14 protein-coding genes are annotated in these 13,881 nt (G+C 62.7%); 12 read left to right on the forward strand and 2 right to left on the reverse strand.

What is annotated here, in order from left to right:
* Positions 1-43 precede the first annotated feature (43 nt).
* The 9 genes from VGO04_RS06745 (at position 44) to VGO04_RS06785 (ending at position 8,098) form a co-directional block, all read left to right on the forward strand.
* Positions 44-1,414 (forward strand): pyruvate dehydrogenase complex E1 component subunit beta, encoded by a 1,371-nt coding sequence (locus VGO04_RS06745; protein ID WP_327495187.1) that lies wholly within the window; start codon positions 44-46, stop codon positions 1,412-1,414.
* 15 nt (positions 1,415-1,429) lie between these two features.
* Positions 1,430-2,773: a pyruvate dehydrogenase complex dihydrolipoamide acetyltransferase gene (locus tag VGO04_RS06750; RefSeq protein ID WP_327495188.1), complete on the forward strand. Its 1,344-nt coding sequence runs from the start codon at positions 1,430-1,432 to the stop codon at positions 2,771-2,773.
* 66 nt (positions 2,774-2,839) lie between these two features.
* Positions 2,840-3,481: an SGNH/GDSL hydrolase family protein gene (locus VGO04_RS06755; RefSeq protein WP_327495189.1), complete on the forward strand. Its 642-nt coding sequence runs from the start codon at positions 2,840-2,842 to the stop codon at positions 3,479-3,481.
* Between the two features lie 2 nt (positions 3,482-3,483).
* A complete protein-coding gene (locus VGO04_RS06760; RefSeq protein ID WP_327495190.1) occupies positions 3,484-4,065 on the forward strand; it encodes a GNAT family N-acetyltransferase in 582 nt (193 codons plus the stop codon).
* An 18-nt stretch (positions 4,066-4,083) separates the two neighbouring features.
* Positions 4,084-5,529: a dihydrolipoyl dehydrogenase gene (gene lpdA, locus VGO04_RS06765; protein WP_327495191.1), complete on the forward strand. Its 1,446-nt coding sequence runs from the start codon at positions 4,084-4,086 to the stop codon at positions 5,527-5,529.
* A 74-nt stretch (positions 5,530-5,603) separates the two neighbouring features.
* Positions 5,604-5,855: a GlsB/YeaQ/YmgE family stress response membrane protein gene (locus VGO04_RS06770; RefSeq protein ID WP_327495192.1), complete on the forward strand. Its 252-nt coding sequence runs from the start codon at positions 5,604-5,606 to the stop codon at positions 5,853-5,855.
* Between the two features lie 131 nt (positions 5,856-5,986).
* Positions 5,987-6,958 (forward strand): lipoyl synthase, encoded by a 972-nt coding sequence (gene lipA, locus VGO04_RS06775; protein ID WP_327495193.1) that lies wholly within the window; start codon positions 5,987-5,989, stop codon positions 6,956-6,958.
* 90 nt (positions 6,959-7,048) lie between these two features.
* Entirely contained in the window at positions 7,049-7,639 is a 591-nt protein-coding gene (locus tag VGO04_RS06780) for an AAA family ATPase (RefSeq protein WP_327495194.1), read from the forward strand.
* A 9-nt stretch (positions 7,640-7,648) separates the two neighbouring features.
* Positions 7,649-8,098, forward strand: a complete 450-nt coding sequence (locus tag VGO04_RS06785; protein WP_327495195.1) for a type II toxin-antitoxin system RatA family toxin — start codon at positions 7,649-7,651, stop codon at positions 8,096-8,098.
* On the opposite strand, the gene VGO04_RS06790 is transcribed toward VGO04_RS06785, so the two are convergent.
* Together VGO04_RS06790 and VGO04_RS06795 are read right to left on the reverse strand one after the other, a co-directional pair.
* A complete protein-coding gene (locus tag VGO04_RS06790; RefSeq protein ID WP_327495196.1) occupies positions 8,086-8,583 on the reverse strand; it encodes a CinA family protein in 498 nt (165 codons plus the stop codon). The genes VGO04_RS06785 and VGO04_RS06790 overlap by 13 nt on opposite strands.
* Positions 8,583-9,788 (reverse strand): bifunctional 2-C-methyl-D-erythritol 4-phosphate cytidylyltransferase/2-C-methyl-D-erythritol 2,4-cyclodiphosphate synthase, encoded by a 1,206-nt coding sequence (locus VGO04_RS06795; RefSeq protein ID WP_327495219.1) that lies wholly within the window; start codon positions 9,786-9,788, stop codon positions 8,583-8,585. The genes VGO04_RS06790 and VGO04_RS06795 overlap by 1 nt, the downstream gene beginning before the upstream one ends.
* A 251-nt stretch (positions 9,789-10,039) precedes the next feature.
* On the opposite strand from VGO04_RS06795, the gene dusB reads away from it, so the two are divergent.
* From dusB to ntrC, 3 genes are read left to right on the forward strand one after another with little or no spacing between them, the layout of a single operon-like run.
* Entirely contained in the window at positions 10,040-11,083 is a 1,044-nt protein-coding gene (gene dusB / locus VGO04_RS06800) for a tRNA dihydrouridine synthase DusB (RefSeq protein ID WP_327495197.1), read from the forward strand.
* Entirely contained in the window at positions 11,080-12,231 is a 1,152-nt protein-coding gene (locus VGO04_RS06805) for a nitrogen regulation protein NR(II) (protein ID WP_327495198.1), read from the forward strand. The genes dusB and VGO04_RS06805 overlap by 4 nt, the downstream gene beginning before the upstream one ends.
* Positions 12,228-13,682 (forward strand): nitrogen regulation protein NR(I), encoded by a 1,455-nt coding sequence (gene ntrC / locus VGO04_RS06810; RefSeq protein ID WP_327495199.1) that lies wholly within the window; start codon positions 12,228-12,230, stop codon positions 13,680-13,682. The genes VGO04_RS06805 and ntrC overlap by 4 nt, the downstream gene beginning before the upstream one ends.
* Positions 13,683-13,881: the final 199 nt, after the last annotated feature.

Here is a 13,881-nt window from a genome sequence, read left to right on the forward strand (position 1 = left end):
AGCTCTACACCGACATCCTGCTTTGATCCGGGGAGGGACAAACATGCCAGTAGAAATTCTTATGCCCGCCCTTTCCCCGACGATGGAGGAAGGCACGCTCTCGAAATGGCTGAAGAACGAAGGCGACAAGGTCACCTCCGGTGACGTCATTGCCGAGATCGAGACCGACAAGGCGACGATGGAAGTCGAAGCCGTCGATGAAGGCACGATCGGCAAGCTGCTGATTGCCGCCGGCACCGAAGGCGTCAAGGTCAACACCCCGATCGCCGTGCTTCTGCAGGATGGCGAAGGTGCTGGCGACATCGCTGCCCCTAAGGCCGAAGCGCCGAAGGCTGCCGCCGTCGAAGCTCCTGTTGCCGCCGCACCGGCACCGGTTGCTGCCCAGCCGAAGGTTGAAGTCGCTGCCGACCCGGCCATCCCGGCCGGCACCGAAATGGTGACGATGACCGTTCGCGAAGCGCTGCGCGACGCGATGGCCGAAGAAATGCGCGCCAGCGACGACGTCTTCATCATGGGTGAGGAAGTCGCCGAATATCAGGGCGCCTACAAGATCACCCAAGGGCTGCTGCAGGAATTCGGCGCTCGCCGCGTCATCGACACCCCGATCACCGAGCACGGCTTTGCCGGCGTCGGCGTCGGTGCTGCCATGACCGGCCTGCGCCCGATCGTCGAGTTCATGACCTTCAACTTCGCCATGCAGGCGATCGACCAGATCATCAACTCCGCCGCCAAGACGCTCTACATGTCCGGTGGCCAGATGGGTGCCCCGATCGTGTTCCGCGGCCCGAGCGGTGCCGCTGCCCGCGTGGCCGCCCAGCACTCGCAGTGCTATGCCGCCTGGTATAGCCATGTTCCGGGCCTGAAAGTCGTCATGCCCTACACGGCTGCCGACGCCAAGGGCCTGCTCAAGGCTGCGATCCGCGATCCGAACCCGGTCATCTTCCTTGAAAACGAAATCCTGTACGGCCAGTCCTTCGAAGTGCCGAAGCTTGACGATTTCGTGCTCCCGATCGGCAAGGCCCGCATCCACAAGGCCGGCAAGGATGCAACGGTCGTCTCCTTCGGCATCGGCATGACCTATGCGGTCAAGGCGGTTGCCGAGCTCGAAGCGCAAGGCATCGACGTCGAACTGATCGACCTTCGCACCATCCGTCCGATGGACCTGCCGACGGTCATCGAATCGGTCAAGAAGACCGGCCGTCTCGTCACCGTCGAAGAAGGCTTCCCGCAGTCGTCGGTTGGCACCGAAATCGCCACCCGCGTCATGCAGCAGGCATTCGACTACCTTGACGCCCCGATCCTGACGATCGCCGGCAAGGACGTGCCGATGCCTTACGCCGCGAACCTCGAGAAGCTCGCGCTTCCGAACGTCGCCGAAGTCGTCGATGCGGTGAAAGCCGTTTGCTACAAATAAGGGGAGGGCCCTTCGATGCCTATCAACATCACAATGCCTGCCCTCTCCCCGACGATGGAAGAAGGCAATCTGGCCAAGTGGCTGGTCAAGGAAGGCGATAAGGTCAAGTCCGGCGACGTGATTGCCGAGATCGAGACCGACAAGGCGACGATGGAAGTCGAGGCCGTCGACGAAGGCACCGTTGCCAAGCTCGTCGTTCCTGCCGGCACCGAAGGCGTCAAGGTCAACGCGCTGATCGCGGTTCTTGCCGCCGACGGTGAAGATGTCGCCGCAGCCGCCAAGGGCGGCAATGGCGCAGCTGCACCGGCTCCGGCCGCCAAGGCAGAAGCGCCTGCACCGGCAGCGCCGAGCGCTCCGGCTGCCGCTCCGGCACCGGCTGCCGCAGCTCCCGCTGCACAGCCTGCCAAGGCCGAAGGTGGCGCACGCGTCTTTTCTTCGCCGCTCGCCCGTCGTCTCGCCAAGGACGCCGGCATCGACCTGTCGGCAATTGCCGGCACCGGTCCGCACGGCCGCGTCGTCAAGAAGGACGTCGAAACCGCCGTTGCCGGTGGTGGGGCGAAGCCCGCTGCAGCTGCTGCTGCCGGCGCCGCCGCACCTGCGGCCGCCCCGCTTGCCAAGGGCATGTCGGAAGACGCCGTTCTCAAGCTGTTCGAGCCGGGCTCCTACGAGCTCGTGCCGCATGACGGCATGCGCAAGACGATTGCCAAGCGTCTCGTCGAATCCAAGCAAACGATCCCGCACTTCTACGTGTCGGTCGACTGCGAGCTCGACGCGCTCCTGGCGCTGCGTGCCCAGCTCAACGCCGCGTCGCCCGAAAAGGACGGCAAGCCGGTCTACAAGCTCTCGGTCAACGACATGGTGATCAAGGCTCTGGCACTGGCGTTGCGCGACGTTCCGGACGCCAACGTCTCGTGGACCGACAGCAACATGGTCAAGCACAAGCACGCCGATGTCGGTGTAGCCGTGTCGATCCCGGGTGGCCTGATCACTCCGATCGTCCGCCAGGCGGAGCTGAAGAGCCTGTCTGCCATCTCCAACGAGATGAAGGATCTCGGCAAGCGCGCCAAGGACCGCAAGCTGAAGCCCGAGGAATACCAGGGCGGGACAACGGCGGTCTCCAACATGGGCATGATGGGCGTCAAGAACTTCGCCGCCGTCGTCAACCCGCCGCACGCCACGATCCTCGCGGTCGGTGCCGGCGAGGAGCGCGTCGTCGTCAAGAACAAGCAGATGGTCATCGCCAATGTCATGACCGTCACGCTTTCGACCGACCATCGCTGCGTCGATGGCGCGCTCGGCGCCGAGTTGCTCGGGGCCTTCAAGCGCTACATCGAAAACCCGATGGGCATGCTGGTCTGAGTTGGATAAGGATCGGCCTTCGGGCCGGTCCATTCCTTGTCGCGCAGTCGAAGGCGGGCCCGGACGATGAAAACAGTTCTCTGCTACGGCGACAGTTTGACCTGGGGCTACGATGCCACGGATGGCGGCCGACATGCGCTTGCCGATCGCTGGCCAAGTGTGCTGCAGAAGGCGCTGGGCGCAGACGTCCAGGTTATCGCCGAAGGGTTGAACGGTCGTACGACCGCCTATGACGATCACCTTGCCGATTGCGACCGCAACGGCGCGAAGGTGCTGCCGACGGTGCTGCACAGCCACGCCCCGCTCGATCTCGTCATTATTCTTCTCGGCGCCAACGACATGAAGCCGGTGATCCACGGAACCGCTTTCGGTGCCGTGCAGGGGATCGACCGCCTGGTCAATCTGGTGCGCCGGCATGACTGGCCGGTCCAAACTGAGGACGGTCCCGAAATCCTGATCGTCGCGCCGCCACAGCTTTGTGAAACCGCCAACGCCGCGTTCGCGGCGATGTTTGCCGGCGGTATCGAGCAGTCTGCGATGCTGGCGCCGCTCTATCGCGATCTCGCCGACGAACTCGATTGCGGCTTCTTCGATGCCGGATCGGTGGCGGTGACCACGCCACTCGATGGCGTTCATCTCGATGCGGAAAATACGCGTGCGATCGGCCGGGGGCTGGAGCCGGTCGTGCGGATGATGCTCGGGGTCTGACAATGGCCGACGGCGTTACCATTCGTCCGGCGGAGAGACGTGAGGCGGCGGAGCTCGCCATTCTCGTCGATATCGCAGCACACGGGTTTGCTTCCTGGCTCTGGTATGGCGCCGTCCAGCATGGGGTGACCGACACCGCGTTCGAACGTGGCCGCAACAAGCTGCGCGAAGAGCCGGGGCCGGGGAACTGGCGAGATGCGCTGGTTGCCGAGGTCGATGACGAACTCGCCGGGCTTTCGGTCGGTTATTCGATCAGCGCGGAGTTGCATGAGGCCGTCGTTGGGCATCCGGTTCTCGAACCCTTGCTGGCGCTGCAAAAGCAGATCGCCGGTCACTGGTTCATAGAAAGCCTCGGCGTCTATCGCCATCAGCGCGGCCGCGGGATCGGGAGCGCGCTGCTGGCAAGGGAATTCAAGCGCGCCGGATCGGCGCCGGTGAGCCTGATCACCGAAAGCCATAACGACAAGGCACAGGCGCTATACAGGGCAAACGGTTTCGACGAGGCAGCGCGCGTCGAAGCGGTTCCGCTGTTTGAAGAAAGCAAGAAACACGACTGGGTGCTTCTCACCCGCAAGGTCGCTTGAGACAAAGGCAGGAAACACATGGCTGAGAATTACGACGTCATCGTCATCGGTTCGGGTCCGGGGGGCTATATCGCCGCCATTCGTGCAGCGCAGCTGGGTCTCAAGACCGCGGTTGTCGAGCGCGAGCATCTGGCCGGCATCTGCTCCAACTGGGGCTGCATCCCGACCAAGGCGCTGCTTCGCTCCGCTGAAGTTCTGCACTATGCCCAGCACCCGGCCGCCTACGGCATCAAGATCGAAGGCACGGTGACGCCGGACCTCAAGGCAATCGTCGCCCGTTCGCGTGGGATCGCCGAGCGCATGAACGGCGGCGTCGGCTTCCTGATGAAGAAGAACAAGGTCGATGTGATCTGGGGCGAAGCCAAGCTGACGAAGCCCGGCGAAATCGTCGTCGGCAAGTCTACGAAGCCGGTCGTCCAACCGCAGGCGCCGCTGCCAAAGAACACCAAGGGCGAGGGCACATACACCGCCAAGCACATCATCATCGCCACCGGCGCCCGTCCGCGCGCGCTGCCGGGCATCGAGCCCGATGGCAAGCTGATCTGGACCTATTTCGAGGCGATGAAGCCTGAGGAAATGCCGACGTCGCTGCTGGTCATGGGCTCGGGCGCGATCGGCATCGAGTTCGCCTCCTTCTACCGCACCATGGGCGTCGACGTGACGGTTGTCGAAGTCATGCCCAACGTCATGCCGGTGGAAGATGCAGAGATCTCGAACATCGCCAAGAAGCAGTTCGAAAAGCAGGGCATGAAGATCCATCTCCAGGCCAAGGTGACGAAGGTCGAGAAGGCCGCCAACTCGATCACCGCCCATGTCGAGATGAAGGACGGCAAGGTCGAGAAGATCACCGCCGACCGGATGATCTCGGCCGTCGGCGTCCAGGGCAACATCGAGAACCTTGGTCTCGAAACGCTCGGCATCAAGACCGACCGCGGCTGCATCGTCATCGACGGCTATGGCAAGACCAATGTTCCCGGCGTCTACGCGATCGGCGACGTTGCCGGCCCGCCGATGCTCGCCCACAAGGCCGAGCATGAGGCCGTCATCTGCGTCGAAAAGATCGCGGGCCTGCCGAACGTCCACCCGATGGACAAGCTGAAGATTCCGGGCTGCACCTATTGCCACCCGCAGGTCGCTTCCGTCGGCCTCACCGAAGCCAAGGCCAAGGAACTCGGCCGCGACATCCGTGTCGGCCGCTTCCCCTTCGTTGCCAACGGCAAGGCGATCGCGCTCGGAGAGGACCAGGGCATGGTCAAGACGATCTTCGACAAGAAGACCGGCGAACTCTTGGGCGCCCACATGGTCGGCGCCGAAGTCACCGAACTGATCCAGGGTTTTGTCGTCGCCATGAACCTCGAGACGACCGAGGAAGACCTGATGCACACCATCTTCCCGCATCCAACGATCTCGGAGACGATGAAGGAAAGCGTGCTCGACGCCTACGGCCGCGCGCTCAACGCGTAAGGCGTGTGGCGCCGGAACTTTTCACGCCCTTTCGGCATTGATAACGGCCTCGTTTTCAATGCATGGAGATCAATATGAGCGTGAACGGCGTCGGTATTCTGGCTGCGATCATCATCGGCGGTTTGGCCGGGTGGCTCGCGGAGAGGTTCATGAACAGCGATATGGGCCTGTTCATGAACATACTGCTCGGCATCATCGGCGCGGTGGTGCTGAACTTCATCCTGGCGGCCTTCGGCATGGTTTTTGCCGGTTGGGTCGCTTACCTGGTCATCGGCTTTATCGGCGCCTGCCTGCTGATTGCCGTTGGTCGCGCCGTCAAACGATAGCCGGACGGGCCAGCTGCGCTTCCGTTGGGCGTCGACAATAGATGGCCTGACATTTCCAGTCGGGCCGTCTATATAGAGCGAAAATGGGTCGACCGGTCTGATGCCGGCCCCGCCGCGACGAGGAAGACAGTATGGTAACGGTGTTCGATGCCGTCTCTGACCGGGCGCAACGCGTCCGCCACCCGGAAAAGGCCCACAAGCCCGATACGGAAGTGCTGCGCAAGCCGGAGTGGATCCGCGTCAAGGCGCCGATGTCCAAGGGCTACCAGGAGACGCGCGAGCTCGTACGCTCGCACAAGCTCGTGACCGTGTGTGAAGAAGCCGGCTGCCCGAACATCGGCGAATGCTGGGACAAGAAGCACGCGACCTTCATGATCATGGGCGAGATCTGTACCCGCGCCTGCGCTTTCTGCAACGTCGCGACCGGCAAGCCGAACGCGCTCGACATGGAAGAGCCGGCCAACATCGCCAAGGCCGTCAAGCAGATGGGCCTTTCCCACGTCGTCATCACCTCGGTCGACCGCGACGATCTGGCTGACGGTGGCGCCGAGCACTTCGAAAAGGTGATCTGGGCAATCCGCGAGGCGTCGCCGACGACCACGATTGAGATCCTCACGCCGGACTTCCTGAAGAAGCCGGGGGCGCTCGAACGCGTCGTCGCCGCCAAGCCCGACGTCTTCAACCACAACATGGAAACGGTGCCCGGCAACTATCTGACGGTTCGCCCCGGCGCGCGCTACTTCCACTCCGTCCGCCTGCTGCAGCGGGTGAAGGAACTGGACCCGACGATGTTCACCAAGTCCGGCATCATGGTCGGCCTCGGCGAAGAGCGCAATGAAGTGCTGCAGCTGATGGATGACCTTAGAACCGCCGACGTTGACTTCCTGACGATCGGCCAGTACCTGCAGCCGACCCGCAAGCACCATAAGGTCGAGAAGTTCGTGACGCCGGACGAGTTCAAGTCCTACGAAACTGTAGCCTACACCAAGGGCTTCCTGATGGTCTCGTCGAGCCCGCTGACGCGCTCGTCGCACCATGCCGGCGACGACTTTGCCCGCCTGCGCGCAGCCCGTGAAAAGAAGCTGGCGGTTGCAGCTGGGTAAAGACCAAGCATTTTGAAATACTGGAAACTCCGGCTTGACGCCGGAGTTTCGCGTTTTAGATCTTTCTTCCCGAACGTCCCGGGAGTTCCCATGGAGCCGCCGTCAAAACCTGCAATCGTCAACTATGTCGACGATGCAGCCGCCGTCGATCACATTCGCAATGCCAGGCGCATCCTCGTTGTCGGCTGCTCCGGCGGCGGCAAGTCGACGCTTTCGCAGAAGCTGGCCCGGCAGTTCCAGCTGACCTATATCTCGATCGACCGCGATATCCTGTGGCTGCCCGGTTGGGTGCAGCGTGACCGGGCAGAGCAACTGCAGCGCATCGTCGAGCGCGTGGCCGAGGAACGCTGGGTCATGGACGGCACAGGCCCATCCACGTTCAATATCCGCGTGCCCAGAAGCGACATGGTGATCTGGGTGCGCATGCCGCGCCTTCTGTGCGTGTGGGGTGTCGTTACCCGCTGGCTGAAGCACTACGGGCGCACCCGTCCGGAGATGGCGCCGGGCTGTATCGAGAAGGTCGAGTGGCAGTTTCTCGAGTTCATCTGGACCTTCGAGCAGAAGTTCTCGCCGCGTATCGTCGCAGGTCTTGCGGAGCACGGCCCGAATGTGCCGGTTCTACAGTTGAAATCGCGGCGCCAGATGCAGAGGCTCCTTGATCTTCTCGGGCTCCCCGCTTAACTGCCCTTTATGCCGCACTTCGAAACCAACCATGTCGTCAAGCATACCGCAGACCAGATGTTCGATCTCGTCGCCGACGTCGAACATTACCCGCAGTTCCTGCCGCTCTGCGAGGCACTGACGGTGCGTTCGCGCAAGGAGCGGGACGGCAAGGTGCTGCTGCTTGCCGACATGACTGTCGGCTACAAGGCGATCCGCGAGACCTTCACCACGCAAGTGCTCCTGAACAAGGCGGAGCGGACGATCGACGTCAAATACATCGACGGACCGTTCAAGTATCTCGACAACCGCTGGCGTTTCGAACCTTCTGGCGAGGGCCAGTCGATCGTGCACTTCGACATCGATTACGAGTTCAAGAGCCGCATTCTCGGTGCGCTGATGGGCTCGATGTTTGACCGCGCTTTCCGCATGTTTTCCGACGCATTCGAAAAGCGCGCCGACAGCATCTATTCTGCCTGAGCGATCTGCATCAGCATATCGAGTGCGGTGCGCACCGTCGCAAGCCTGATGTTGCTGCGACCGATCTCGCCGTAACGCATCTCGCGATGAAGGGTTGCGCCGTTTCGCGCGGCGGCGGCGACATGTACCAATCCAACAGGCTTTTCAATTGAACCGCCACTTGGCCCGGCAATGCCGGTGACGGCCACCGCAAAATCCGCTGCCGAGTGTTCGACCGCTCCCTTTGCCATCTCGATTGCCGTCTCTCGCGAGACTGCGCCGTGGGCGGTAAGCGTCGCTGTCTCGACGCCGAGCATCGCGACCTTGGCTTCGTTGGAATAGGTAACGAAGCCCCGATCGACGACGGCGGACGAGCCGGAAATTTCGGTGAGCGCTCCGGCGATCAGCCCGCCGGTGCAGGATTCAGCTGTTGCGATCTTGAAGCTGTTGGCGGTGAAATGCGCGATGATCTGGCCGGCCTGGACTTCGATATCGGCGGGCCACATCAGCCGAGGTTCCCGTAGACGACGGTGGCGGTGGCGATGGCGGCAATGCCTTCGTCGCGGCCGACGAAGCCGAGCCGTTCGTTGGTCGTTGCCTTCACCGAGCAGCGGTCGAGCGAGATTTGCAGCATGTCCGCAAGGTTCTCGCGCATGGTCAGGCGATGCGGGCCCACCTTGGGCGCCTCGGCAATCAGCGAGACGTCGGCATTGGTGATGATGCCGCCACGTTCGCGCACGATACGTGCGGCATGCTCGAGGAAGATGCGCGATGGCGCGCCCTTCCACTGAGGGTCGGACGGGGGGAAATGGTCGCCGATGTCGCCGGCGCCGCAGGTGGCAAGCAGCGCGTCGGTGAGCGCGTGCAATGCGACGTCGGCATCGGAGTGGCCAGAGAGCTTTTTCGTGTGCGGGATGAAGACGCCGCAAAGCGTCACGCCGTCGCCCTCGACCAGCTGGTGCACGTCGTAGCCATTGCCGGTGCGTACGTCGGGCAGGGCGCCCCGGTTGAGTTTCTCGTCGGCCATGGCGATATCCCTTTTGAGCGTCAGTTTGACATTGTCGACCGTGCCTTCGACCAGCACCACCTTGTGGCCTGCCCATTCGGCGATCGACGCGTCGTCGGTAAAATCGGTGCGCCCGCTTGTTGCCGCAGCCCTGTGGGCAGAGAGGATGGCGGCGAGCTCGAAGGTCTGCGGCGTCTGCGCGCCGTAGAGCCCGTCACGCGGTACGGTTTCCAGGACAATGCCGTCCTTGCCGGCTCGTTTCAATGTGTCGGCGACGGCGACCGCCGGCAAGACTGCCTTGACGTCGCCGCCAAGCGCGGCCGCGCAGCGCGAGAGCAATGCGTGATCGGCGAACGGGCGCACCGCGTCCTGGATCATCACGTAACGTGAGCCGGTTCTCGCAAGGGCTTCAAGGCCGGCGAGCACCGATATCTGCCGGGTCGCCCCGCCATGGACGACGATGACGCCGCTTGCCGATGAGCGCTTGCGTGCGGCTTCGAACAGGTCCTCGTCGTCGGGATGGATAACGACGACGATCGGGCCTGCGCCCAGCCATGTCGCGAAAGTGTCAAGCGTATGGGCGATAACGGGCCGGTCGCCGATGGTTCGATACTGCTTCGGGCCTTCGGCGGACTGGCCGGCGCGCTCGCCGCGCCCCGCCGCAACAATCACCACGCCGCACTTGAGCTGTTCTTGAGGCTGCATTTTCTGTATGAGGTCCCGCATTCGCCGATCTTCGCCGTGATGTACCGCGAAGGGTCGTGCTTTGCCAGCGGCTGCATAACGCCTGAGGTCGGAATCGATCCAAGGGCAAGTTATGCGGCGGGTCTGGCTTCTTACAGTGACCTTCATGCGTCTTGGGAGACGCGCGGCGCCGTAAGTCGGGAAATTTGCGTAAGGCGCCGAAATCGCTTGGCAAGCTTGAGAACAATGTCTAAAAATAGTGCAGGAACAACATGTGCCTGAAAGATATGCATTTGCCAATTCCGGCTCTCTCGTCTCCGCTTCGTATCGGGGCCATTGAAATTCGCAATCGGGTGGCGCTTGCGCCGATGTCCGGCGTCACCGATCTGCCGTTCCGGCGGCTTGCCTGGCGCTTCGGCGCCGGTTTTGTCGTGACGGAAATGGTCGCGAGCCGTGAGCTGGTGGGCAACGCCCAGGAATCCTGGGCGCGGTTGAAGAACTCCGGCATCAAGCCGCACATCGTCCAGCTTGCCGGCCGGGAGGCCCACTGGATGGCGGAGGCTGCGAAGATCGCCGCCGACAACGGTGCCGATATCATCGACATCAACATGGGTTGCCCGGCCAAGAAAGTCACGGGCGGCTATTCCGGCTCGGCGCTGATGCGTGATCCCGATCACGCGCTTTCTCTGGTCGAGGCGACCGTCAATGCCGTCGAAGTACCGGTGACGCTGAAGATGCGGCTCGGCTGGGACGAGAACTCGATCAACGCGCCGCTGATTGCCAAGCGTGCCGAGGAGGCCGGCGTCAAGGCGATCACCGTGCATGGTCGCACGCGCATGCAGTTTTACAATGGCAAGGCGGATTGGGACGCGATCCGCGGGGTGCGCGATGTCATCTCCGTGCCGCTGGTCGCCAATGGCGATGTCGAAACGGTTGCTGACGCCGAGGACATTCTGCGTCGTTCCGGCGCCGACGCGGTCATGGCGGGGCGCTCCTCGCAAGGCCGTCCTTGGCATATCGGCTTTCTCGCCGGCGCCGTCGAACACCCACAGCAGGCGGAGATCGCCGATATCTTCTCGGAGCACTATGAGATGATGCTCGAATTCTACGGCGTCGAAGTCGGTTTGCGGCATGCTCGCAAGCACGTCGCCTGGTATCTGGACCGTTTTGCGCCCGGCATGATTGGCGCGGACAAGGCGGCGATCCTGACATCGGCCGATCCGCGTTTCGTAAGCGAGAGGGCACGCGCCGCCATGCTCGAAGCGACGACGGCAAAGACGCAGGGTGTGGCGACCGCCGAAGGGCTCGCTGCATGACCGAAAAGCCGATCACTTCCAATCCGCCCGCCAATGGTCTGTCGATGGCGGTTCTGAACGCCATTCAAAACCCGGTGATCCTGGTCGACGCGGACGGCCTCGTGGCCTTTGCCAATTGGGAGGCCGAATCGTTTTTTGGCGCCAGCGCCAGCCACCTGGCACGCCACAACATCAGCGCGTTCATCCCCTTCGGTAGCCCGCTGCTGACGCTGATCGAGCAGGTTCGCGACCGCAAGGCGCCGGTCAACGAGTATCGTGTCGACCTCAGTTCGCCGCGTCTCGGCGCCGACAAGCTCGTCGATCTCTATGTCGCACCCGTGCTTTCCGAGCCGGGATCGGTGGTCGTCGTGTTCCAGGAGCGCTCGATGGCCGACAAGATCGACCGGCAGTTGACCCATCGCGGCGCTGCCCGTTCGGTGACCGGGCTCGCCTCCATGCTGGCGCATGAAATCAAAAACCCGCTTTCGGGCATTCGCGGCGCCGCGCAGCTTCTGGAAACCTCGGTAAACGATGAGGATCGGGCGCTGACACGGCTGATCTGCGACGAGACCGATCGCATCGTTTCGCTGGTCGATCGCATGGAAGTGTTTTCCGACGAGCGCCCGGTGGACCGGGTGCCGCTCAACATCCATTCGGTGCTCGACCATGTAAAGGCGATTGCGAAAGCCGGTTTTGCCCGCCACATCAAGTTTTCGGAGAACTACGATCCATCCTTGCCGCCGGTTTATGCCAACCGCGATCAGCTGGTTCAGGTGTTCCTGAACCTCATCAAGAACGCGGCCGAAGCGATTGGCGAACGTGGCGACGGCGAGATCATCTTGACGACGGCCTATCGGCCGGGCATCCGGCTTTCTGTCGCCGGCACACGCGAAAAGATCTCGCTGCCTCTGGAGTTCTGCGTGCATGACAACGGCCCGGGCGTGCCGTCCGACCTGCTGCCGCTTCTTTTCGATCCTTTCATCACCACCAAGACCAACGGTTCTGGCCTGGGTCTCGCATTGGTCGCCAAGATCATCGGCGGCCATGGCGGCATTGTCGAGTGTGACAGCCAGCAGAACCGCACCACCTTCCGCGTCCTGATGCCGGCATCCAAGGGGCAGGCAGCGGACGAAGATGATATGCCGATGACAAAAGGAAACCTTGCATGACGGGTGCCACGATCCTCGTCGCGGATGACGACGCCGCCATTCGCACCGTGCTCAATCAAGCGCTGAGCCGCGCCGGCTACGATGTCCGCATCACCTCGAATGCTGCGACGCTGTGGCGTTGGATCGCCGCAGGCGACGGCGACCTCGTCGTGACCGACGTGGTGATGCCCGACGAGAACGCCTTCGATCTGCTGCCGCGCATCAAGAAGGCCCGGCCCGATCTGCCGGTACTGGTCATGAGTGCCCAGAACACCTTCATGACCGCCATCAAGGCGTCGGAGAAGGGCGCTTACGACTACCTGCCGAAGCCTTTCGACCTGACGGAACTGATCGGCATCATCGGTCGCGCGCTGGCTGAGCCCAAGCGTCGGCCGGCAAAATTGGACGATGACACGCAGGACGGCATGCCGCTCGTCGGCCGCTCGGCGGCAATGCAGGAAATCTACCGGGTGCTGGCGCGCCTGATGCAGACGGATCTGACGCTGATGATCACCGGCGAATCCGGCACCGGCAAGGAGCTCGTGGCGCGCGCCCTGCACGACTATGGCAAGCGCCGGAACGGACCGTTTGTCGCGATCAACATGGCGGCGATCCCGCGCGACCTGATCGAATCGGAACTCTTCGGTCACGAGAAGGGGGCCTTTACCGGCGCGCAGATGCGGTCTACCGGGCGCTTCGAGCAGGCCGAGGGCGGCACGCTTTTCCTCGATGAAATCGGCGATATGCCGATGGACGCGCAGACGCGTCTTCTTCGCGTGCTGCAGCAGGGGGAATATACGACGGTCGGCGGGCGTACGCCGATCCGCTCTGACGTGCGCATCGTGGCAGCGACCAACAAGGACCTCAAGCAGTCGATCAATCAGGGTCTGTTTCGCGAAGACCTCTACTACCGCCTGAACGTCGTGCCGCTGCGCCTGCCGCCGCTGCGTGACCGCGCGGAAGACATTCCGGATCTGGTGCGCCATTTCGTCCAGCAGGCCGAAAAGGAAGGGCTTGACGTCAAGCGCTTCGACCATGAGGCGCTGGAACTGATGAAGGCGCATCCCTGGCCGGGCAACGTGCGCGAGCTGGAAAACCTTGTGAGGCGGCTGACGGCACTTTATCCACAGGACGTTATCACCCGCGAAATCATCGAAAACGAACTTCGTTCCGAGATACCGGACAGTCCGATCGAGAAGGCTGCGGCCCGCCAGGGCGCGCTCACGATTTCTCAGGCCGTCGAAGAGAACATGCGGCAGTATTTCGCAAGCTTCGGCGAGGCCTTGCCTCCGGCCGGCCTCTACGACCGGGTGCTTGCGGAAATGGAGTATCCGCTCATTCTTGCCGCGCTCACCGCAACCCGCGGTAACCAGATCAAGGCGGCCGATCTGCTCGGTCTCAACCGCAATACGTTGCGCAAGAAGATCCGTGAACTGGGCGTTTCGGTCTACCGCAGCTCACGCAGCGCTTGACTTGGTCCCAGCCACCGTTGCATTTTCGCCACAATGCGTTGCTTGAACGTGTGATGGCTGGCGAATCATGCGTCGTTGCCGTCCCCTTCAATCGATTTGACCCGATCGATCTGGTCCGGGGGCAAGAACGCGACGGCCCATTTGGGTGGTGAGGTCAACCTTTGGCCAGAGAATGCAAGCAAGTGATGCCGTCGCCGGC

It is taken from the genome of Ensifer sp., assembly GCF_035999185.1.
Classification (GTDB): Bacteria; Pseudomonadota; Alphaproteobacteria; order Rhizobiales; family Rhizobiaceae; genus Ensifer.